The sequence below is a fragment of the Nocardioides zhouii genome, from assembly GCF_004137345.1.
Classification (GTDB): Bacteria; Actinomycetota; Actinomycetes; order Propionibacteriales; family Nocardioidaceae; genus Nocardioides; species Nocardioides zhouii.
In genome coordinates, this window is record NZ_SDWV01000017.1 from 39,605 (window position 1) to 62,009 (window position 22,405).

The 22,405-nt window shown below is 72.4% G+C and carries 14 protein-coding genes; 5 read left to right on the forward strand and 9 right to left on the reverse strand.

Annotated features, from left to right (window positions below; translation table 11 throughout):
• Window positions 1-20: 20 nt before the first annotated feature.
• Window positions 21-4,106 carry a family 78 glycoside hydrolase catalytic domain gene (locus EUA94_RS15725; protein WP_129427837.1) on the forward strand — a complete coding sequence of 1,362 codons (4,086 nt, stop codon included), beginning with the start codon at window positions 21-23 and terminating at the stop codon, window positions 4,104-4,106.
• A gap of 44 nt (window positions 4,107-4,150) precedes the next feature.
• Here the strand turns inward: EUA94_RS15725 and EUA94_RS15730 are convergent, their stop codons facing one another.
• From EUA94_RS15730 to EUA94_RS15760, 7 genes are all read right to left on the reverse strand, one after another.
• The gene (locus EUA94_RS15730; protein WP_129427838.1) at window positions 4,151-6,838 is read right to left on the reverse strand and encodes an FtsX-like permease family protein; all 2,688 of its coding nucleotides are present in this window, start codon (window positions 6,836-6,838) and stop codon (window positions 4,151-4,153) included.
• Window positions 6,838-10,008, reverse strand: a complete 3,171-nt coding sequence (locus tag EUA94_RS15735) for an FtsX-like permease family protein (RefSeq protein WP_129427839.1) — start codon at window positions 10,006-10,008, stop codon at window positions 6,838-6,840. Before EUA94_RS15735 ends, EUA94_RS15730 begins: the two co-directional genes overlap by 1 nt.
• Before the next feature lie 11 nt (window positions 10,009-10,019).
• A complete protein-coding gene (locus tag EUA94_RS15740) occupies window positions 10,020-10,706 on the reverse strand; it encodes an ABC transporter ATP-binding protein (RefSeq protein WP_242494916.1) in 687 nt (228 codons plus the stop codon).
• Window positions 10,703-11,614 (reverse strand): ATP-binding cassette domain-containing protein, encoded by a 912-nt coding sequence (locus EUA94_RS15745; RefSeq protein ID WP_242494917.1) that lies wholly within the window; start codon window positions 11,612-11,614, stop codon window positions 10,703-10,705. Before EUA94_RS15745 ends, EUA94_RS15740 begins: the two co-directional genes overlap by 4 nt.
• 84 nt (window positions 11,615-11,698) lie before the next feature.
• Window positions 11,699-13,342 (reverse strand): ABC-F family ATP-binding cassette domain-containing protein, encoded by a 1,644-nt coding sequence (locus tag EUA94_RS15750; RefSeq protein WP_129427841.1) that lies wholly within the window; start codon window positions 13,340-13,342, stop codon window positions 11,699-11,701.
• A 10-nt stretch (window positions 13,343-13,352) separates the two neighbouring features.
• Window positions 13,353-15,362 carry an ATP-binding protein gene (locus tag EUA94_RS15755; protein ID WP_165356925.1) on the reverse strand — a complete coding sequence of 670 codons (2,010 nt, stop codon included), beginning with the start codon at window positions 15,360-15,362 and terminating at the stop codon, window positions 13,353-13,355.
• Complete coding sequence (locus EUA94_RS15760) at window positions 15,359-16,255, reverse strand: response regulator transcription factor (RefSeq protein ID WP_129427843.1); 897 nt, start codon at window positions 16,253-16,255, stop codon at window positions 15,359-15,361. Before EUA94_RS15760 ends, EUA94_RS15755 begins: the two co-directional genes overlap by 4 nt.
• A gap of 110 nt (window positions 16,256-16,365) precedes the next feature.
• Between EUA94_RS15760 and EUA94_RS15765 the strand changes: the two genes are divergently transcribed.
• Both EUA94_RS15765 and EUA94_RS15770 read left to right on the forward strand, forming a co-directional pair.
• Complete coding sequence (locus EUA94_RS15765; protein WP_129427844.1) at window positions 16,366-16,716, forward strand: response regulator; 351 nt, start codon at window positions 16,366-16,368, stop codon at window positions 16,714-16,716.
• A 265-nt stretch (window positions 16,717-16,981) separates the two neighbouring features.
• Window positions 16,982-17,839: a CPBP family intramembrane glutamic endopeptidase gene (locus EUA94_RS15770; protein WP_129427845.1), complete on the forward strand. Its 858-nt coding sequence runs from the start codon at window positions 16,982-16,984 to the stop codon at window positions 17,837-17,839.
• Here the strand turns inward: EUA94_RS15770 and EUA94_RS15775 are convergent.
• Window positions 17,815-18,810: a glycosyltransferase family 2 protein gene (locus EUA94_RS15775; protein WP_165356926.1), complete on the reverse strand. Its 996-nt coding sequence runs from the start codon at window positions 18,808-18,810 to the stop codon at window positions 17,815-17,817. The genes EUA94_RS15770 and EUA94_RS15775 overlap by 25 nt on opposite strands.
• 111 nt (window positions 18,811-18,921) lie before the next feature.
• On the opposite strand from EUA94_RS15775, the gene EUA94_RS15780 reads away from it, so the two are divergent.
• Window positions 18,922-19,500 (forward strand): TetR/AcrR family transcriptional regulator, encoded by a 579-nt coding sequence (locus tag EUA94_RS15780; protein ID WP_129427847.1) that lies wholly within the window; start codon window positions 18,922-18,924, stop codon window positions 19,498-19,500.
• 11 nt (window positions 19,501-19,511) lie between these two features.
• Window positions 19,512-20,609, forward strand: a complete 1,098-nt coding sequence (locus tag EUA94_RS15785) for a glycosyltransferase (RefSeq protein ID WP_129427848.1) — start codon at window positions 19,512-19,514, stop codon at window positions 20,607-20,609.
• Window positions 20,610-20,716: 107 nt separating this feature from the next.
• Here the strand turns inward: EUA94_RS15785 and EUA94_RS15790 are convergent, their stop codons facing one another.
• Entirely contained in the window at window positions 20,717-22,351 is a 1,635-nt protein-coding gene (locus EUA94_RS15790) for a hypothetical protein (protein ID WP_129427849.1), read from the reverse strand.
• Window positions 22,352-22,405 lie beyond the last annotated feature (54 nt).

Below are 22,405 nucleotides of genomic sequence, written 5' to 3' on the forward strand. Positions count from 1 at the left end.
TTTCAAGAGCGGAGCAAGCCGTGCGCAAGTTGGTCACGTCGTCCCTGGCCCTCGTCCTCACGGCGACCGCAGGACTCCTGGGCGCGGTCGCGCTGCCCGCAGTCGTCCCCACACCGGCGACCGCAGCCCCGGCCTCACCCGGAGCGCCGAGCGAACTCACCGTCGCGCAGCTCCCCTCGCCGCGCGACGTGGGCAACCTGACGTCCCCCCTGCTGGGCTGGCAGGTCGGCCACGCGCGCCAGGAGGCCTACCAGGTCCAGGTCGCGGAGAGCGAAGATCGGTTCGGCGGCGGGGACACCTGGGACTCCGGGCGGGTCGTGTCCTCGCTGAGCACCAACGTGTCGTACGCCGGTCCCGCACTGGCGCCGGCGGAGTCCTACGTGTGGCGCGTCCGCACGTGGAGCGGTGAGACGGCGTCCGAGTGGTCGGCCGTCTCGCGATTCGGCACCGCAGCAGGCGGCACGTGGGGCGACTCGCGTCCTATCTGGGTCGGCGAGGAGTCCACGAGCTCGTGGACCGACTACACGTTCGAGGGCAACTTCCGCATCACCGCCCAGAACGCGACGATCGTGTTCCGCGCCAGGGACGCCAGCAACTACCTGATGTGGCAGTTCCGCGGCAACGGCCTGAACACCCTCGCCCCGCACACGCGGGTCGGGAGCACCTTCACCCAGCTGAAGTCCGTGCCTCTCGGCAAGACGCTCGCCAACAACACGACGTACGCCTTCCGCATCGTCGCCTCGGGCACCACCATCACGACCTACCTCGACGGCGTCCAGGTCGACGTCACCACCGTGACGTCCGCCTTCTCCACCGGGCGCATCGGGTTCCGCACCGGCGGCACCGAGACCAACTCGTGGGACGACCTCAAGGTCACCGCCGCGTCCGGCACGGTGCTGTACCAGAACGCCTTCGACGCCCCGTCGACCGACTTCAGCTGCGGCACGGTCTCCGGCGGCCGGCTCGCCGTCGGGACGGGGCAGAACTGCGTCTACGGCGTCGCGTCCACCGACTGGGCGTTCCTGCGCGGAGAGGTGGAACTCGCCGACAAGGACGTCGCGTGGGCGACGCTCTACGCGACCGGCGCCTCGACCGCGCCGACGCGCCAGTTCGTCTACAAGGCGTGGCTCAACGGCACGTTCGTCGGGCTCGGCCCGACGCAGCCGATCGCGGGGGAGACCCGCTACGACGGCTACGACGTCACCTCCCTGGTCCGCTCCGGCGAGTCGAACGCCCTCGGCGCCATCGCGTACACCACGTCCGACAAGCGGTTCCAGGCGCACCTCGTGGTCGAGTACGTCGACGGGTCGCGGCAGACGTTCGGCACCGGCGCCGGGTGGACGGCGTACAACGGCAGCACGGTCTACCCGGCGGCCGGCAGCATCGGGACCTCGTACTTCACCGCGCCGAAGGAGAACATCCAGTCGGCCGCGTTCCCGACCGGGTTCGACCAGCCCGACTACCACGACGCGACCTGGCAGCCTGCCGCGGTCAAGGCGACCTTCACCAACCTCCAGCCCACGCCGACCGCCAAGGTCGAGCACCAGCTGAAGAACCCCGAGGTCGTGGTGGAGAAGTCCCCGGGCAACTACTTCATCGACTACGGCCGCACCTGGATCGGCGGGCTCAACCTCGACGTCGACGGGACGGCCGGGCAGGTGCTCGACGTCCGCTTCGGGGAGGCGCTCTTGTCCGCGCAGACCGTCCGTTTCAACATGAGCACGGGCAACAGCTACCAGGACCGCTGGACCCTCAAGGCCGGTGCGCAGCACCTGGAGACCTGGGGCATGCGCGTCTTCCGCTACGCCGAGGTGCTGGGTGCGCCGACCGGGCTCGGGAAGGACGACTTCCCCGCGCTCGCGCAGGTCTACCCCTACGACCCCGAGGGCGCGCAGTTCGACTCCTCCGACGACAACCTGAACCAGGTGTGGGAGCTGTCGCGCCACACCGTCGACGCCACCAACCACAACCTCTACGTCGACTCGTGGAGCCGCGAGCGGGGTGCGTACGAGGCGGACTCCTACCTCCAGATGATGGCCAACTTCTTCGTCTCCGACGACCCGACGCTGGGCAACTACTCTCTGGACTACCTCCTCACCGGCCGCACCTGGCCGACCGAGTGGCCGATGTACACGATCCTGGCCTTCCACGACAGCTACCAGCAGACCGGTGACATCGAGGCGTTGGCCCACAACTACGACAGGCTCGTGCCCAAGCTGCCCGACGAGTGGTTCGAGGCCTCGAGCGGCCTGGTGCGCAAGAACTCCGGCTCGAACGGCGCCGGCAGCTGCAACGACTGCGACATCGTCGACTGGCCGACAGGGGAGCGCGACGGCTACGTCTTCCGCCCCTACAACACCGTCATCAACGCGATCAGCCACCAGAGCTACCGCGACATGGCCGAGATCGCCCGCGCCCTCGGCAAGACGGCGGACGCGACGGCCTTCGACGCCAAGGCCGACGCGATCAAGGCGGCCGCAACGGCGCGGTTGTTCGACCCCGCCACCGGCGCCTACCGCGACGGCCTCAACGCCGACGGGACGCCGATCAACCACTACGCGATCCAGGCAAGCGTCTTCGCCACCGCGTTCGGCCTCGCCGACGACGACCAGGCGACGCAGACGGCGGAGTACATCCGCACGCGCGGCATGGCGTGCAGCGTCTACTGCGCCGCCTTCGTGCTCGAGTCGCTCTACAACGGCGACCGCGCCGACGTCGCCCACGCGATGCTCACCAGCACCGGGCTCCGCAGCTGGATGAACATGATCAACAAGGGTGCCGGCGCGACCATGGAGGCGTGGGACCTGAGCCTGAAGTCCAACACCACGTACTCCCACCCCTGGGCGGCCTCCCCGGCCTACAACGTGCCCCAGGGCATGTTCGGCATCAGGCCGACCACGCCGGGCTACGCCACGTTCGACGTGCGTCCCCAGCCCGATGCCGTCGAGTGGGCCGGCGTACGGCTGCCGACGCTGAAGGGCAGCATCGGGGCCGCGCACCACACGGTGGGTGACCGCACCGACGTCGGGGTCAACATCCCGGGCAACACCACGGCCCGCGTCTTCGTCCCCGGCGCGACCGAGGGCGGGGAGCCGGTCGTGTACGTCGACGGCCGCGCCACCGCGGCGACGTACGAGCGCGGCTACCTCCGCGTCGACGACGTGACCGCCGGCTGCCACGTGCTGAGCCTCGCGCCGGGTGAGGCCCCCGGGCTGGACGCGCACCTCACCGACGTCTGCCCCGCCGGCTACACGGCGCCCGACCTGACGGCACCGGTCGTCACCGTGCAGACCGACCCGGCAGCGCCGACCGGCGACAACGGCTGGTTCACCGGTGCAGTGTCCGTGAGTGCGAGCGCCTCAGACGACCGCACCGGTGACGTCGCGATCGAGTACGGCGTCGAGGAGGGTCAGTGGACCCCGTACGCCGGTCCGGTCGAGGCGCCCGAGGGCGAGACGACCTTCCTGTTCCGCGCGACCGACGAGGCGGGCAACGTCTCGGGCACGTCGTCGGTCCTCGTACGACGCGACGTCACCGCACCGGGCCTCACCTGGTCCGGTTCCGTCGACGACGGGGGGACGTACGACTTCGGCTCGGTCCCCGACGCTCCCACCTGCCAGGCCAGCGACGCACTGTCCGGCGAGGCCGGCTGCGAGGTCACCGGCTGGAGCGACGAGGTCGGCAGCCACACGCTCGTCGCCACCGCACGCGACCTCGCCGGCAACACCACCACCGAGCGCCGGACCTACGTCGTCGCCCCGTGGCGGCTGACCGGGTTCTACAAGCCGGTCGACATGGGCGGCGTGGTCAACGTGGTCAAGGCGGGCTCGACGGTGCCGCTGAAGTTCGAGGTGTTCGCCGGCGACACGGAGCTGGCGTCGACCGACGCGATCCTCGGCCTGCGGACGGTCCAGACGAGCTGCACCTCCTCGTCGCAGGACGAGGTGGAGACGACGGTGACCGGGGCGACCGAGCTCTGGTACGACGCGGTCGAGGGGGTGTTCCGGTACAACTGGAAGACGCCGAAGGCCGGCACCGGCTGCCTCAGGCTCGTCGTCATCACCGCCGACTCCTCGGAGCTGACCGCGCTGTTCCGCTTGCGCTGAGCCTCGGCGCCCGGTCCGGTCGGGGTCTTCGGGCACTGAGCAGGTCAGGCTCGGAGCACCTCGCCCAGGGGGCGACGCAGGACGCTGCGCAGCTCGAGCGCCGCGACGACCACGACCGCTGCCAGCAGCACCAGCACCGCGAGCCCGCTCCACCAGGGGACGACGAGCGACGGCGTGCCGGGTTGCCCCGTGACCAGCTCCAGGGACAGTGAACCGAGGACGGCGTGGGCGCCCGCGGCTCCGACGGCCGAGCCGGCGATCGCCGCGACTGCGACCGGGAGGGCCAGCTCGACGACGAGGAGTCGCCACACGTCACGCGTGGGAAGGCCGAGCGCGCGCAGTCGTCCGAGGGCCGCAGCACGAGCCGGCGCCCCGACGACCGCCGCCAGCACGGCCGCGAGGATCGCGAGCGCCAGCAGGACGGCCGACGACACGAGCGCGAGGGCGACGAGGACCGAGGGCAAGGGTGCGTCGCGGCGCGTACGCAGCTCGTCGGCGTAGGTCGCCACGGAGCTCTCCGGCACCTCAGGCGCTGCGGCTGCGACCGCGGCCGAGGAGCCCGGCCCGACGGCCCAGACGGTGTTCGGCGGCGCCACTCCGCCGGCAACGGCGAACGCCTCGGCGTCCACCACGACGACCGCCCTGGCCGGGGCGCCGACGTCCGGGGCAGTACCCACGACGGTGAGGGGGACGTCGGCCTCCTCCCACGTCACGTCCAGGTCGCCGACCAGGCGCGCGTCACCGCCCCTGACGAGCGCCGGTGCCGGTCCGGCCGCCGGGCTCCGGAGCCGGCCGAGCCCGGGAGCCTCGGCGAGGTCGCTCGCCAGCAGCAGGCGCTCGTAGGCGGCCGAGTCGACCACCACGAGCCGGACGACCTCGACCCCGCGTGCGGACGAGACGCGGACCCCCTCCTCGACCCGACCGGCGGCCGCGGCGCGTACGCCGGTCGCATCCTCGAGGTCGTGCGCGAGGTCCAGCAGGCCGTCGTCGGGCTCCGCGTCGATCCGGGCGTCCCCGCCGACCGCGGAGAGCGCGCCGTCGGCCTGCCCCTGTCGCACGGTGCCCGTCAGCGCCAGGCCGAGCGTTATCCCGGCCATCGCGACGACGGTGACCACCACCGGCAGCACCCGGGTCGCCGTCTGCAGCAGGCGGGCGGTGGCGACGAACGCGACGCTGCCCGTCGACCGACGGGCCAGTCCTAGCGCCCACGTCAGCAGCGGCGGCAGCAGGCGGAGGAGCACCACGGCACCGACGACCGCCCACCAGACCGGTGCGCTGGAGGCCGTCACGTCACCGCCCGGACTGTCGGGCTCGACGACGCCCCGCTGCTGCAGCGCGGTGTACGACAGGACCGCCGCTGCCAGCACGGCTCCCTCCAGCGCCAGCCGGCGAAGCCGCCGGGAGCGCGCTGCCGCACGACGAGCGATGCGGTTCGCGGGCGCCCGACGTGCGTCGCCGACGCGGGCAGCCGCGGCAGCGCCGAGGAGGGCAGGAGCGGTCGACGCCACGAGCAGGACGGCGACCGACCACCCCCATCCGCCGGACCCGCCGAGCACGCGCGCGGCACCCAGGCCGAGCAGCGTCGCGACCCCGGCCACTGGCAGCGCCTCCACCACGAGCTCGAGGGCGATCCCCGGCAGCGAGGCGCCCCGCTGGCGCACCATCGACAACGTCGACTCGCGCCTGACCACCAGGAGCTGGGCGCCGAGGACGAGCACCAGCAGTGCGCAGGAGACGAGTCCGACGACCAGCACCTGGGCCTGCCCGCGGGCGGAGGCCACCTGCGCCCGCCCCTGCTGCAGCACGGATCCGAGCTGGCTGTCCCAGGAGATCTCACCGCTCGCCAGGGCGGCCGACGACTGGAGGGACACGATCGAGCGCTCCAGGACCTCGGCCTGGCGCCACCTCACGCGTGAGGGCTCGGGCGTGAAGACGACGTGTCGGGTGAGGTCGTCGCCCGGCAGGGCGAACCGGAGGTCCGGCAGCGACTCCGCGGAGACGAGCGCTGCTCCCGAGCTGAAGGGCAGTCCGTCGGCAGTGCCGACGACGGGCTGCAGCATCCGGGGAGACACCTGCCAGGCAGCGTCGCCCTCGTCGACCGGGACGAACGTCCCGCTGACCTCGATCGTGAGCGTCCGACCGAACTCGTCCTTGGCCGGCAGCCGGTCGCCGACGCGGACGCCGAGCGCGTCGGCGACCTCCTGCGACACCGCGACCTGCACCGGCCACGGCTCGTCCCCGCTCGTCCCGTCGCCCACGTCGGTGCTCGCCCGCGGTGCTCCGCCCTCGGCCCAGGTGACGGCCGGCGGGGCGCCGGCGGTGTCGACGTACGCTAGCTGGAGGAAGCGTCCGGTGCCCGCGTCCAGCAGCTGCAGGGCGGGGGTGGTGACCGACGTGACCCCGGGCCGCAGCACGCGGGCAAGTTCCGGTGGCATTGCGCTGAACGCGTAGTCGGTGTCCTGGCGGACCTGTACGGCCGTGCTCGGGTCCCGCGTCTTGCCGCGCGGGTCGTCGTACCACTCGGGCAGGGTCGCGACCACGGCACCGCGCGGTCCGGCGTCGGCCACCGCAGCGGCGATCGCCCGGTCGGCCGCGCGCTCGGTCGCCGGAGCGACGGCCGCTGTCAGCGCGACCGTCAGCATTGCGACCAGACCCATCAGGAGCAGGACGGCCCAGTCGCTGCGGGCGCGCCCGGTGAGGGTGGGCAGGTGGATCCCCTGAGGTCGACGCATCACTGCCCCCTGGTCCGTACGCGCGCGGGCTCGGAGCTGCGTACGTGACGGTCGGAGAGGACCGCCGTGACGGCGACCGTGCCCAGCAGCAGCCCGCCGACGAGCACACCCTCGAGCAGCCAGGGCCACGTGACGATCGGGGAAGGAACGGGGGTGGCGCCGAGGTCGGACCGGACGAGGTGCGGACCGAGCAGCGCCGCGGCCGCCAGCCCCACGACGACGCCCACGAGCAGGACCGGGACGAAGAACGCCAGGTGCTCGACCACCAGCAACCGTCGCGAGTCCCGGCGGGACAGGCCCAGGGCACGCAGGCGTACGACCTCTGCCGCGCGCCGCTGCCTTTCAGCGCCCAGGACGAGCCCGACCGCCGCGAGCAGCAGGGCCACGGCGAGGGCGACGAGCGTCAGGAGCGTGGTCGGCACGGCGACCCGCAGCGGTCCCCGGGACAGCTGCTCGGCGACGTCCTGACGGACGGTGACGTCGCCCAGCTCGAGCTCCCGCAGGGCCTGCACCGTGCCGGCGGTCGGACGACCCACCCACCAGGCGTCGACGACCGGGTCGAGCCGGCCGGCGTCGATGAGGGCACGCGAGAGCGCGTCCACGTCGGCGAGGACGGCGACCTGGCCGGGGGCCGACGGAACGCTCGGCACCACTCGCGCGACCTCGAGGACGAGGACGGCGTCTCCGACGATCGCCGACAGCTGGTCGCCGACCTTCGCCCCGACGGCGTCGACCAGGTCCCGGGACGCGACGACGGGAACCTCCCCGGACACGGGGAACGCCGTCGCGAGCAGGTCGGCTCCGGTGTAGGAGAAGTAGTCGAGGTTGAGGCCGAGCTCGGCGCGCAGCTCGGTGCCACTGCCCGTCGTACGCAGCCCTGCCGTGGCGCCGGCCACCGGGCTGTCCTTCTGCAGCGGCTCCAGCCGCCAGGCGGGGCCATCCGCGGGCCCGTCCCCGGTCGACGGGACATCCACCACCATCCGGACCATGACGCGCGTGCTCAGGGTGCCGGGCTCGCCGTCGACGGAGCCGTCCAGCTCGAGCCGGACGGCCACCAGCTGCAGGTCGGCGCCCATCGGAGCCAGCCACTGCACCTCGTGGGAAGCACCGTCCAGGGGCAGGACCGCGGCGGACACGGAGCTGCGGAACCCGGACCGGTCCTCGACCACAGCCGTCGGGACCACGGTGATCGTCGCGCCGCGCGGGCTCTGTCCGCGGAACGTGATCCCCGCGCCTCCGGTGGGCAGGGGGACGCCCGCCACGGAGTCGTCCGGCGCCAGGCGCGCGCCGATGGCGGCCCAGGTGGTGCCGGGAGCCGTACGCCCGCGCAGGAGCACGCCCGCCTCACGGGTGTCGACGGCGACCAGCACGGGGCGGGAGCCGGCCTCACCGACGAACCGGCCCAGCGCCAGCGGACGGTGGATCACGGCCGAGAGGACGGACCGGTCCCGGACAGCCGCCTCGACCTGCTCCGCCTCGGCCGGGCCCGCGGGCGCCGGCAGGGTGAGGGCAGCGTCGGTCCCGACGCGCAGCGCGGCCTGGTCGACCTGCGAGCGCTCCCAGGTCGTACGCAACGACAACCCCAGGACGGCCGCCGCGACCGAGGCCGCGATGAGCACCATCGCGGTGCCCGCATCCGGTCGACGGGCGGCCTGCTGGGTGGCCAGCGGCCAGATGAGGGACCGTGACCGGGCGCCCGCCCTGGCTGCGCGGGAGAGGACCACGGGCACCGTGCGCACGCCGAGCACCGTGAGCGCAGCGACGCAGAGCACCGGCGCCAGCGTCAGGGTGAGGTCGCCCGAGTCGGCCGCCGTCGCGGGCTGCGTCCGCACCTGCCACCACGCCGCGGCCGCCGCAGCGAGCAGCACCGGTCCGATCCCGAGCCTGGCCAGGGCCCCCCGACGAGACCTCGGGCCGGGTACGGGCGCGGGAGCCAGGGTGGTCGCGACGAGTGCCGCGGTGAGGACCACGGCGGAGGCGAGCACGGCCAGCACCAGGCTCCACGGGGTCGACGGGTCCTGCTGGAGTCCCGCTGCCGCGAGGTCGGGGAGGTGCGTGAGCCGCGAGTGGACGAGCGCGCTGGCCGGGACCGCGACTGTCGCGGCGACGAGGGAGAGCAGGAGTGCCTCGGTCCCGGCCGCCAGCACCTGCTGTCGGCGAGCCAGGCCCATCGCGCGCAGGAGGTCGCGCTCGTCCTGGCGGACCGTCGCCACGAGCCGGCCGGCGAGCAGCGCGGCGGCGAGGGCCAGCGCACTGCCGAGGAGCAGCACCACCAGGACGGTCGCGCGGGTGCTGGCCTGCTGCGCGTGGAGGCGGGTCAGCGTGAGGGGGAGGTCGGAGGCCAGCCGGGTGATGCGCGCGCGATCCCCGACCCCGGCCGACAGCAGGCCCGACGCCTCGCCGAGCGAGTCCGCGGCATCGCGGAGCGTCGCGTCGCTGGCCCGCTCCCTCGTCGGGTGGGCGGTCACCCGCAGGCCCCGTACGGACGAGCCCGAGGCCAGGAACGACGACTCGCCCACCACGAACGGCCCATAGGTGGGCGCTGCCTCCAGGCCGTCGCTGTACGCCGCGGAGAAGCCGGATCCCCCCAACGGGTCCCGCTCCCACTCGACCCCGGAGCGCGGCCGGAAGGTGCCCACGACGACCACCGTGACCGGTGCGTCGACACCGCCGAGACCGGACTCCCTGCCGAGCGTCACCTCGTCGCCGAGACCGAGGTCCAGCAGGCGCGCGGTCGTGGCCGGCACGACGGCCTCGGCCGGTGCCGCCTCGCCGGAGGGCCACCGACCCGACGTCAGGTCCGCCCGGTCGGCGAGGCCGTCAGCCATCATGAGGTAGGCCTGTCGGTCACCGTCGTCCAGCAACCGCAGCCGTGACGTGGCGGTGGTCTCGAGGTGGGGCCGCATCGGCGCCAGGACGTCCTCCACCACCCGCCCCGCCTCCGCGGCTGCCCCCTCCACGTCACTGCTGTCGAGCTCGACCAGGAACGCCGTCACACTCAGGTCGGACGCGGGCTGGTGCTCGATGGTCGCCCGGAAGGCACGGTCCGCGGTGGCGCCGAGCAGCAGCGTGCAGACGCCGACGAGCGTGGCGGCCGTGGCCACGAGCACGATGACCGCGGTGAGCAGCCGACGCTGCTCGCGCGCACGTCGCAGCACCAGCCCGAGCACGGTTCGCCCCCTCAGCCGGTGACCCGACCGTCCGAGATCGCGAGGACCCGGTCGGCGAGTGACATCAGCAGAGCATCGTGCGTGGCCACCACCGCGGTGACCCCCTCGGACTCGACCACGGCGCGGAGGAGGGACATGACCGAGAGGCCGGTCTCGGTGTCGAGCTGGCCGGTCGGCTCGTCGGCCAGCAGCAGCCGGGGCGAGCCCGCGAGGGCGCGCGCGATGGCCACCCGCTGCTGCTGGCCTCCCGACAGCTCACCCGGTCGCTGGTGCGCGTGGTCGCGCAGCCCGACGAGGTCGAGCAGCAGCTCGACGCGCCGGTCGCGCTCGGCGACCGGCGTACGACGCAGGCGCAGGGGCACGCCGACGTTCTCGGCCGCGGTCAGCGCGGGGATCAGCCCGAAGGTCTGGAACATGTACGCGACCGAGTCGCGGCGCAGCCTGCTCAGGCCCTCGTCGTCCAGGGTCGTGACCTCGTGGCCGGCGATCCGGACCGATCCCGTGTCGGGTCGGTCGAGCCCGCCCAGCAGGTTGAGGAGGGTCGTCTTCCCGGATCCGGAACGGCCCACTACCGCGACCATCTCGCCGGGGGCGACGTCGAACGAGACGTCGTGCAGGGCGGTCACTGCCGCCGCGCCGGAGCCGTACGTGCGGGTGAGCCCCTGCACCGCGACCATCGGCTCGACCGGGTCGGTCACGCTCCCTCGCCGCGGTCCGAGCGGATCTCGACGTGGTCCTCGGCGAGCGCCAGGCGTACCCGGCGGGTGAGGGCCAGGGCCTCGCGGTAGTCGCGGGGGAGCTGGACGCGGCCCGCGCGGTCCATCACGGCGTACTCCTCGGCGGAGGCCGGCGCACCCTCGGACTCCTGGCTGCGCACCACCTCGCTGCTGGTGCGGCCGTCGCGGATGGCGACCGTACGGGCGACCTGCCCGCTGACCTCGGCGTCGTGCGTGACGACCACCACCGTGGCCCCGAGCTCCCGGTTGACCGTGCGGAGCGCGGCGAACACCTCCGCCGCGGTCTCGCTGTCCAGCTCGCCGGTGGGTTCGTCGGCGAGCAGGAGGCGTGGACCGTTGGCGAGGGCGACGGCGATGGACACCCGTTGCTGCTCGCCGCCGGACATCTCGACCGGACGTCGGTCGGCGCAGTGCGAGACGCCCAGGAGCTCGAGCAGCTCGGCGGTCCGCTGCCGGCGCTCCCTGCGGGCGACTCCGGCGATCGTGAGGGGGAGGTCGACGACCTGGCTCGCGGTGAGGTACGGCACGAGGTTGAGCGACGCCTGCTGGCGTACGAAGCCGACCACGTGACGGCGGTAGTGCACCTGCTCGCTGCGCGACATGCCGACCAGGTCGTGTCCGGCGACCTCGGCGCGGCCGGCCGTCGGCGCGTCCACGCCGGCCAGCACGTTGAGGAGGGTCGACTTGCCCGATCCGGAGGCACCGACCAGCGCGATCAGCTCGCCCTCGTGCACCAGCAGGTCCAGGCCCTGCAGGGCCTGCACCTCGATCGTGTCCGTCTGGTAGATCCGCACGACGTTGTCGCAGACGACGAGGGCGTCGTGACCGAAGGCGAGGTCGTGGTGCGGTGCGGCGGGGAGCGTCAGCACGAACAGGGCTCCTTCACCTCCGCAGTATGGGCGCGCCCACCGCGGGGGTCCAGAACCGTGCCCGGGGAGTCGGGGTGCCGGGCCTCAGACGTGGCGCACCACGACGCGGCCGCCGTCGACCTCCCACCGCTGGTCGAGCCGGACGTTCTCCAGCAGCCGGCGGTCGTGGGAGACCAGGAGGAGCGCGCCGGCGTACGACGCCAGGGCCTCCTCGAGCTGCTGGATGGCCGGCAGGTCGAGGTGGTTGGTGGGCTCGTCCAGGACCAGCAGGTTGATGCCGCGGGCCTGCAGCAGCGCCATGGCGGCGCGGGTGCGCTCGCCGGCGGAGAGGCGGCCCACCAGGCTGGTGACCTGGTCGGCCTTGAGCCCGAACTTGGCGAGCAGGGTGCGCACCTCCGCCTGCGTCAGTTCCGGAACGAGCAGCTCGACGGCGTCGCCCAGCGGCAGGGCGTCGTCGAGGCCGGTGCGGGCCTGGTCGATGACGCCGACGGCCACGGACGCACCGAGCGACGCCGACCCGGTGTCGGGCGCGGCCTGGCCGAGGAGCAGCCGGAGGAGCGTGGTCTTGCCGGCGCCGTTGGGACCGGTGATGCCGATCCGGTCGCCCGCGTCGACCTGCGCGGAGACCGGGCCGAGCCGGAAGTCGCCGAGGCGGCAGGTGGCCTCGTTGAGGGTCGCGACGACCCCGCTCGACCGGGGGGCGGCGGCGATGTCGAACTGCAGCACCCACTCCTTGCGCGGCTCCTCGACCTCGTCCAGCCGGGCGATGCGGGACTCCATCTGGCGGACCTTCTGGGCCTGCTTCTCCGAGGACTCGGTGGCCGCCTTGCGCCGGATCTTGTCGTTGTCGGGGTTCTTCTTCATCGCGTTGCGCACGCCCTGCGAGCTCCACTCGCGCTGCGTACGGGCCCGCGCCACCAGGTCGGCGCGGGTGCCGGCGTACTGCTCGTACGCCTCCCGCGCGTGGCGCCGCGAGATCTCGCGCTCCTCGAGGAAGGAGTCGTAGCCGCCGTCGTAGACGGTCACCTGGCCCTGCGCCAGGTCGAGCTCCACGATGCGAGTGACGCAGCGTGCCAGGAACTCGCGGTCGTGGGAGACGAGGACGACGCCGCCGCGCAATCCCTGCACGAACGCCTCGAGCCGCTCGAGGCCGTCGAGGTCGAGGTCGTTGGTGGGCTCGTCGAGCAGGACGATGTCGAAGCGGCTGAGCAGCAGCGCGGCCAGGGCGACCCGCGCGGCCTGCCCGCCGGACAGGGCCGTCATCAGCGCGTCGGGGCCGACGTCGAGCCCGAGGTCGGCCACCACCGGTGCGATCCGGTCGTCGAGGTCGGCGGCCCCGCTCGCCATCCAGCGGTCGAACGCGACCGCGTACGCGTCGTCGGCACCGGGCTCGCCGGACCCCAAACCGGCGGCGGCGGACTCCATCGCCGCAGTCGCCTCGGTCGCACCCGTACGCCGGGCGACGTAGTGCGCCACCGTCTCGCCCGGCACGCGCTCGTGCTCCTGGGGGAGCAGTCCCACGAAGGCGTCCGTCGGTGCGCAGCCGACGGAGCCGGCCATCGGCGGGACCGCGCCACCGAGCAGGGACAGCAGTGTCGACTTGCCCGCCCCGTTGGCACCCACGACGCCGATCACGTCGCCCGGGGCGACCGTGAGGTCGAGTCCCTCGAACAGGATGCGGTGACCGTGCCCACCGGACAGGTCCTTCGCGACGAGCGTGGCGGTCACGCGCGGGAGCCTATCCGGCACTCACTCCGGCGGGGGCGGGCAGGTACGCCGGCAGGTCGAAGGTGAACGTCGTCCCCACGCCGCCCTGTCCCACGCTGCTGCGGATGGTCCCGCCGTGCCTCTCGACGACCAGGCGACAGATCGACAACCCGATGCCCGTGCCGACCGTCGACCCGGCGGAGTCGGCGCGACTGAACCGGTCGAAGACCGACTCGTGCTCGCCCTCCGGGATCCCTCGGCCGTTGTCCGTGACACCGACCAGCACGCGTCGTCCGCGCACCTCGAGGTCGACGTCCACCCGCAGCGGCCGGTCCGGTGAGACGTACTTGACCGAGTTGCCCAGCAGGTTGGCGAAGAGCTGCCGCACGGACCACTCGTCACCCAGCACGATCGCCCCCTCGGGGCCCCGCACGGTGATGTCCGGCACCGCGAGCAGCTCGCCGAGGTCGGCAATCAGTCCGGCGGGACCGGCCATCTCGAGGGGCTCGAGATCGAGCTCCCCGCCCTCGGCGAGGGCCTGGTCGAGCATGCCGTCGAGGAGGTCACCGAGCCGGACGACCCCCGTCAGCGCCTTGCCCAGCAGGTCGCGTGCCTGCGCGACGGACGGCACGTCGCCGGACAGCTCCTGCGAGGCGAGGGACACCCATCCGCGCACGGTCGTGAGGGGGCTGCGCAGCTCGTGGGCCGTGACCTCGGCGAACTCCGCCAGCCGACGCGCCTCCGCGCGCTCGCTCGTGACGTCGCGGTAGACGACGAGCGCGGCTCGTCCGTCTGCGGACTCGGTGCCTTCGGGCAGAGACGTGGCGCGCACCGAGACCACGCGTTGCCTGCCGTTCTCGAGCGGCACCACCACGTCGTGGGGTGCCACGTCGCCCTCCGCCAGTGCGCGTCGGGAGGGGTGCTCGTCGCGAGGAAGCGGTGAGCCGTCGGCTCGCAGCAGCTGGTAGGCGGCGGTGTTGCCCGAGCCGTGCATGGACGTGCGCTCGAGCAGCCGGCGAGCCGCACCGTTGATGGTCACCACCTGCCCGGTGGCGTCGACCACGACCAGGCCCTCGGTCATCGCCTCGGTCATCGCCGCCAGGAGCCGGGCACGAGCGGCGGCCGTGGCCTCCGAGCTCGTCAGGCGGGCCAGGACGTCCTCGCGCTGGTCGCACACCGTGCCCACCACGAGCGCAGTGAAGAGGGCGACCAGCACGAAGGCCTGGGTCAGCAGCGCAGCGGTGGCAGGGTCCTGGATGAGGGAGAACGGCCCGCGGCCCGCCAGCGTGAGTGCCAGCGCGACCCCACCGAACGTGCCTGCGTGCACGGCAGCCGCGTAGGTGGAGAAACGGACGCCGCACCAGATCGAGAGCGGGATGGCCGCGTACGCGAGGGGCAGGGGCAGGAGGAACACCACTCCGTAGACCAGCCCCGACGCGAGCCAGAGGAGTGCGAGCTCGCTGCGGGAGGAAGCGGGTCGTCGAGCCGCGTGCGGCTGCACCAGTCGCTCCCAGGTCAGGTGCCCCACGCTGCCGACCAGCATGATGCTGCCGAACTGCTGCCCGAACCACAGGAGACCGTCGCGCCACGTGACGGCCCCGGTCTCGAGCCAGAGGCCGGTGGTCCCGATCGCGGCTCCGACGAGGCAACCGATGGCGACGGTCATCGTGCCGCGGGCAAGGACAGGGAGGGAGTGGATGCTCTGCGTGCCACCCGCGCCGAGCGCCTCCGGGATCCAGCGCCTGATGAGGATCACGACGAGTGCGGACTGGATCGTCATCGCCAGCGTTCCCGACACCGCGAGGAGGGGAGTCGCGCCTGTCGCCAGCAGCACCAGTGCCAGCTCGACGGCCTGCACGGTGAGCGCCGCTCCCCACTGGGCGCTGTACATCAGCCACAGCACGCCGATCCCGGCAGCGGGCCAGGCGAGACTGACGTGCTCGCCGGGAAGGACCGTGGCTCTGCCCAGGATCGTCGCGAGGGCGTACGCGAGGGCGACGGCGGCGAACGTGTGCCGTTCCGTCCAGCGGGCGCGGATCACGGGGCGCCCCGGTCGTCTTCCGTGTCGTCTTCCGTGTCGTCGACCGGGTCGGCGAGCCGGTCGGAGGCGGCGTCGAGCAGGTCCATCAGGCCCGCGACCTCGACTGCTGGACGGTCCTGCGCGTCCTGCCCGAACCACCGGCGTACGTCGTCGCGCAGCTGGTCGACCCGCTGCCGGAGCTCGTGGCGGGTGGTCCCTGCCTCGGTGTCGGGAGCGCACACCCAGCGATAGCCGAGCCCGGTCTCGGTGCGGATGAACTGCGGGTCCCTGGCGTCGTCGCCGAGCTTGGCCCGCAGGGACTTCACGTGCGCGCGCATCGTCTGGTGCGTCTCGGCGCCCGCGTGCGCGCCCCACACGTGGGTCGACAACCAGCGGTGCGTGACGACGCGACCGGGCTCGCGGCTCAGCCCGTCGAGGATCAACCACTCCGTCTCGGTCAGACGGACCTCCTCGGTGCCGCTATGGACCCGTCGATCGGTGTAGTCCACGTCGAGCCCGGCGAAGCCTCGCCGGGTCGGCCGCTCCTTCGTGACCGCCAGTCGGCGTTCGGCGACGCTGAGCCGCGCCCGCAGCTCGCTGACGTCGAAGGGCTTGTCGATGAAGTCGTCCGCACCAGCATCGAGGGCGTCCGCCTTGCGGCGCACCTGCCGGCTGCCGGAGACCACGAGGATGGGCGTGTCGGTCCACTCCCGGAGACGGGCGATCACCGTGCTGCCCGGCACGTCGGGCAGGCCGAGGTCCAGGAGGATGACGTCCGGCCGGCCGCTGGCGGCCAGCTCGAGGCCCTCCCGCCCGGTCGCGGCCAGCAGGACCGTGTGGCCCAGGCTCGGGAGGAGGTCGGCGAGCATCTGGCGCGTCAGCGGGTCGTCCTCGACCACCAGCGCCAGCGCCATGCAATGGACGATACGTCCGCTGGCACCCGGGCGGGCGCCTTCACGCCACCTTCACGCCGAAGGGCAGACGTCCCTCGTCCTTTAGTCGCGTGTCGGGCAGCGTGAAACCCATGGTGAACACCTTGGTGGTCGACGACGACGTGGACGTCCTGGAGTTCGTGGCCGCGCTCCTGGGCCGGGCCGGCCACGAGGTGACGACGTCGGTCAACGGCCTCGAGGCGTTCGACCTGCTCCTCGCCGAGGACTTCGACCTGTGCGTCCTCGACCACGAGCTGCCCGGGCTGACCGGCCTGGAGATCGCGGGCGCCTTCCGCGAGAGCGGGAAGACCACCCGGTTCGTTCTTGTGTCGGGGCTGACGCGGCTCAAGCTGGAGGGCGCCGAGCCCATCCACGAGTTCGTCCGCAAGCCGTTCGACCCCGACCAGTTCCTCAAGATCGTGAAGGAGCTGCTCGCGACCTGACTGACCCAGCCGCGGCCCCCGACGCGGCTGCCCGAGCCGCCTGCGAGCGCCCCCGACTCGCGGCGGCCACCTCCATCCCCCATGGAGGAGGCAGATGAAAGGACGGGGCCGGGAAGCGTGACCCCCTGTTGGCCACCCGGCCCCGTCCCATCACGCAGGGTGGCCGTCGTACGGGTGCGCCGTCCCGGCCCCGTGGTGACCTTTGGCACTGCACTCGACGAGGCAGCCGCGACACGCTGAGCACGACCGTCACGGAGGCGACCCGATGAGCACCTCGACCTGGGGACGTTGGGGTGAGGGCGTTCGCCACCGACCCGTGACCGCCTTCGTCGCGCTGGCGTTCGTCTTCAGCTGGGCGGCGTGGCTGCCCCTGCTCGCGGCGGTGCACGGGTGGGTGCCACTGCCTGCCTGGCCTGCGCTGCACCTCGTGGGAGGGCTCGGGCCCGCGGCCGCGGCAGTGGTCGTCATCCACTACACCGAAGGACTGCCCGGCCTGCGCCGGCTGGGCCACGGACTGGTGGCATGGCGCGGACGACGCCGGGCGTGGATCTTCGCGCTCCTCGTGCCGCCGTTGTTGCTCGTCGTCGCCGCCCCGCTGTCGGTCTGGGTCTCGGGTGGCGCGTGGGCCGACCTGGACTGGTCGGCGTTCGGTGCCTCGGCCGAGTTCGCCCCACTGCCTCTGGCCCTCTGGTGGGTCGTCAACCTGCTGTTCTACGGCGTGGGGGAGGAGCTGGGGTGGCGCGGCTTCCTCCAGCCCCGGCTCGAGGAGGGTCGGTCCTTGGTCGGGGCCGCCGGGTGGGTGAGCCTCCCGTGGGCGGCGTGGCACCTGCCACTGTTCGGAATCACGCCGAGCTATCGGGCGATGCCGCTCATCGGTTTCGTCGGGTTCGCCCTCAGCATCTGGGTCGCCTCGTGGATCTTCGCCTGGTTGCTGCACCTGGGTCGCGGCAGCCTGGTGGTCGTCGCCGTCTTCCACGCCTGGTTCGACATCGTTACCACCTCGCCGCTGGGACCCGAGGCATTGCCGACGTTCATGGGGGTGGCGGTCACGATCGTCGGACTGGCGGTCCTCCGCCTGCTGCTTCGCGACGCCGCTGCTCAGTCGGCGCTCGCGTCCGGTTGATCGAGCCTGAACCTCGACCTGTCGGTGCTCGCGAGCGCGGAGAGTCCTTGTTCGATCTGATCGAGGTGGAGGACATCCTGCGCAGGCTCGGCCGCGCGCAGGGGCATGACCGGGGCCACCAGCAGGCCGAGACTCTTCAGTCCTTCCCGGTCGTCGAGAGCGGTGGCGGCGAACAGCTCGCGTCGCACCCGGTCCGCCACCCCGGCCGGCCACTCGTCCCAGCCCTTCGCCGTCATCGCGGATGCGAGCCGGCGCCGCCCGGGGCGGGCCACGAGGCGATGACCTGACGTGGTGTGGTTCGACCACTTGCGGACGAACTCCTCGAGGGTGTGGGACTCGTAGTGCAGGACCTGCAGCCAGGACGCACGGTGCGCGGCGATCGGAGTCCTGCTGTCGTCGACCACCCGGTGGATCTCCAACCAGCCGTCGGCCGAGACGCGCAGACCCGCTTTCCCAGCGGTGTGGCCCCGGAAGTAGGCATTGTTCTCCGGACGGTCGAGCCTGCCCAGGAGGTGGAGCAGGTTCAGCTCGGCGTCGGTGAGCAGGCGCTTGAACAGCGTCACCTCGTCGTCCGGCCACTCCCACTGGGACAGCGCTTCCAACGGGGACAGCTGCACCGCCTCGACGTCGTCCGCCAGGCCCAGCAGGCGCTCCTTGTCGAGGTGGAGGACCTCGTCCCCGTCGATGTGGAACATCCACCCCCGCGGGTCGATCTGCCGCACCACGGACAGCGCGGCGTTGGCGTTGATGCGCTGACGAGCATTCAGCTTCGACGGGAAGTCGTCGCCCCACCACGTCCCGGCGTCGACGGCGACCACGCCCGCTCGCGCATTCAGCAGCGCAGCCGTCTGCGCGTCGTCCCGGTCGTCGACGAAGACCAGCATGCGATCGACACCCGCAGCGAAGTTGCGGTCGATCCAGCGTTGGAGGCGCGCGTTGTCGTCCTTCACCGTGCTCACCGTCGTGATCACCGGCGCCCCTCTCGTTGGCTGCAGCCAGCCATGCTAAGCCGCTCAGTGCTTCTCGCATTTGACGTACATGCGTATTGACTCCAAAGCAAGTTGGTGTCAACGTCGAGTAACATGAAAAAGACTCGCTCCTACACCATGGGTGCCCGTGCTGAGGCCGTTGCCGAGACTCGGCAGCGGATCATCGAGGCGCTCTTCTACCTCGGGCGTGAGCGGATGTTCCCTGACATCTCACTCGACGACGTCGCGGTCGCCGCGGACGTCAGCGTCCAGACCATCCTGCGCCACTTCAAGACCCGCGCCGGCCTGACCGAGGCCACCATGGACCATGCGATCGCCACCGTGACCCAGGAGCGCCGCGCCCCTGTCGGGGACGTCGACGCGGCCGTTGGCGTGATCATCGACCACTACGAGGACCGTGGTCAGACGGCGCTCCTGATGCTCGCCCAGGAGTCGTCCGATCCCCAGGTCGCCGAGCTGGTCCGTCGCGGCCGGGCCATGCACCGAACGTGGGTGAGAGACGTGTTCGCGCCGTTCGCCGGACCGCGCGATCCCCTCATCGACCTGCTGGTCGTGGCGACGGATGTCTACACGTGGAAGCTGTTGCGCATCGACCGCCGCTACTCGCGGGCACGCACGGAGCAGCTCATGCACCGGATGGCGACCTCGCTCCTCGAAGACGTCCGGCACTAAGGAGATGCGTCATGAGCAACATCGTGTTCGTCACGTGGGACGGAGGGGGCAACGTTCCCCCCGCGCTCGGGATCGCCGCCGAGCTGCAGCAGCGGGGCCACCGGGTCCGCGTGTTGGGCCATCCTGTCCAGGACGTGCACGTGAGGGCCGACGGCCTCGACTTCACGGCGTTCGACACCGCGCGGGTCTTCCGGGCGACCGACAACAGCACACCCCTCGACTACGTCGGTGTGTTCGGCGATCGGGCCATGGGTCGCGACGTCGTCGAGGAGCTGAGGCGGGAGCCCGCCGACGTCGTCGTCATCGACTGCATCCTGTTCGGGGCGATGCACGCAGTTGCAGCAGCAGGAGTGCCGTACGTCGTGCTGGAGCACATGTACGACGCCTACCTGGTCCGCCGGTGGTTGCGCGGGCCGATGGGCATCGGCATGGCGATCAAGCGCATCCCGGCGCGACGGCTTCTCGTCGGCGCAGCCGCCCGGTTGGTTGCCTGCGTCGAGGAGCTCGACCCCGCCGGCAGCGGGCCGCGACCGGGAAATCTTCACTACACGGGACCGGTCGTGACGGGTGTCCCTGCTGCCCCCACAGAGCCGACCGTCCTGGTGAGCCTGAGCACGGTCAACTTCCCCGGCCAGGCTCGCGCGATGCAGCACATCCTCGACGCACTGGGCACGCTCGACGTGCGGGGGATCGCCACGGTGGGGGCCTCGATCGGCGTGGAGAACCTGTCCGCTCCGCCGAACGTCGAGATCCGTGGCTTCGTCCCTCACGCCGAGCTGCTGCCCACCGTGTCGATGGTGGTCGGGCACGGCGGCCACGCGACCACGATGGTGGCGCTGGCGCACGACCTCCCCGTGCTGGTGCTGCCCATGCACCCGATGCTGGACCAGAAGATGGTCGGGCAGTCGTTGGTCGACGCCGGCGCGGGCCGGCTCGTGCCCAAGTCCGCCAAGCCGTCCGTGATCGCGGCCGCCGTGGACGAGCTGGTGAGCGACGGTGCCCATCGAGCTGCTGCCGCCCGGCTGGGCGCCGCCATCCGTGCGACGTCCGGGGCTCGCGCCGGTGCCGAGCTGGTCGAATCAGTCGCGACGAGACGCGCCGCTGCCTGAGCAGGCGGACGGCCCCGGACAGGAGTCCGGGGCCGACGAAGTGCCGTCGGGCGGAAGCTCTCACGAGACACCAGCCGATCGCTCTCAGCGCGACGCTCGGCCGGCTCTCAGCTGTGCGTGGTGACGACCGTCTTCACAGCGTCGGCGCCGGTGCCACTGCTCGGCCTGGTCGTGATCAGGAAGCTGGTGCCGGGGCCGGCGTTGTTGTCGACGTAGATGCCGACGCTGAGCGTGACGGCATCGCCGGGCGCGATGAGCCCCGTCTGGTGGGTGCCTGCCTTGACCCCGGGCGTGACGTCGTACGGCGAGTTGAGGCCGACCTGGTGGAAGTGGGCATGGATGGCACTCGTGCCGCCGGTGACCTTCACCTTGAAGGACGCCGCGGTGAGGCCGGCATTCTGGATCCTGACGTAGACGTGCTCGAGCCCGCCCTTGAGGACCGACACACTGCGGACCTGCCCCTTCGCGGTCTTGTTGTAGACGCCGGTGCCGGCGTACGCGCTCGTGAACACCTTGCTGATCGACGCGTCCTGACGCCGCAGTGCGTACGACGCGAGGTCCTGTGCCAAGGAGTCACCACCGGCGGAGGTGAAGTTGCCACCGGCGTACAGGCCCTTGCCGAACACGGTCAGCGCGTGCACCTCGGCCGAGAGCGGGCCGCCCTTCGATCCGTCGGACCCGATCGGTCGCCAGGCCGTGCCGTCGAAGAAGGCAACCATGTCGGCCGTCTTCGTGCCGTTCGCGTCCTGGAAGGACCCGCCCGCGAACACGAGGGAGCCGGAGGCGCCCAGCGCATAGATGTACGCCGTCGTCGGCAGCCAGCCGTTGGTGCCGGCGGTGTTCGCCCCCAGGGCGCTCCAGGCACCGGTGAAGGAGTCCCACCGGGCGACGTGGTCCGCCTGCGCAATGCCGGCGACGTCGAGGGCGTCGGTGCCGACGTACACGCTCGAGCCCGAGACGGCCAGGCTGCGCACCATGCCGGTGACCGCGCCGCCGCTCGGCCCGGCGCCCACGCCGAGGGCCTGCCAGGCACCGGACCGGTAGGCCGCGACGTAGTCGGCCGCGGGGAGCTTCGCCAGGTTCCCGAAGTTGCCGCCGGCGTAGAGCGTGCCGACGCTGTCGGCCGCGAGCGCGTAGACCGGCCCGGTGAACGCACCGTCGACCGGCAGGATCGAGCGGGACGCGCCCGTGGTCAGGTCGCAGGCCAGCAGGTAGTCGGCCGTGGCGATCTCGGCACCGTCCTGGAACTCGCCGCCGACGTAGAGCGTGGTGCCGATGATCTGGAGCGCGTCGACGTTGCCCGTGAAGGCCGGGCGGCTGGGGGAGGAGCAGGCCGGCTGCCAGGTCGCGCCGTTCCACACCGCCAGGAAGTCGGCGCTCGTGTTGCCGCCTGCGTCCTGGAAGGTCCCTCCGGCGTAGACCTTGCCGGTCGCCGGGTCGTAGGCGATCGCCCTGACCTCAGCGGCCGGCGAGCTGGTGATCGGCGTGCTGCCGATGGCGCTCCACTGCGAGCCGGTCCACCGCGCGATGAGGTCCGCACCAGCATCGCCACCGGCGTTGGTGAAGGCGCCCGCGACGTAGAGCGATCCGGCTCGCTGGGTGTTGAGCGCCAGGACCTTGCCGTTCAGGGACGGCTTGCTGGCCTTGGTGCCGTGGCCCACCCGGTCCCAGCCACCCGGGCCGGCGGCCCACGCCGGGGAGACGGCCACCACGAGGGCGACGACGCACGATGTGGCGAACACAAGCCTTGACCGCCGCATGGCGTCTCCTGAGCCTCGGCTCTGCACACTACGCCT

Excerpts from the sequence above, each read along its gene's own strand:
- EUA94_RS15765 (WP_129427844.1), top strand. The coding sequence starts at position 16,366 with ATGGTGAACACCTTGGTGGTCGACGACGACGTGGACGTCCTGGAGTTC.
- EUA94_RS15785 (WP_129427848.1), top strand. The coding sequence starts at position 19,512 with ATGAGCAACATCGTGTTCGTCACGTGGGACGGAGGGGGCAACGTTCCC.
- EUA94_RS15730 (WP_129427838.1), bottom strand. The coding sequence starts at position 6,838 with ATGCGTCGACCTCAGGGGATCCACCTGCCCACCCTCACCGGGCGCGCC.
- EUA94_RS15760 (WP_129427843.1), bottom strand. The coding sequence starts at position 16,255 with ATGGCGCTGGCGCTGGTGGTCGAGGACGACCCGCTGACGCGCCAGATG.
- EUA94_RS15770 (WP_129427845.1), top strand. The coding sequence starts at position 16,982 with ATGAGCACCTCGACCTGGGGACGTTGGGGTGAGGGCGTTCGCCACCGA.
- EUA94_RS15780 (WP_129427847.1), top strand. The coding sequence starts at position 18,922 with ATGAAAAAGACTCGCTCCTACACCATGGGTGCCCGTGCTGAGGCCGTT.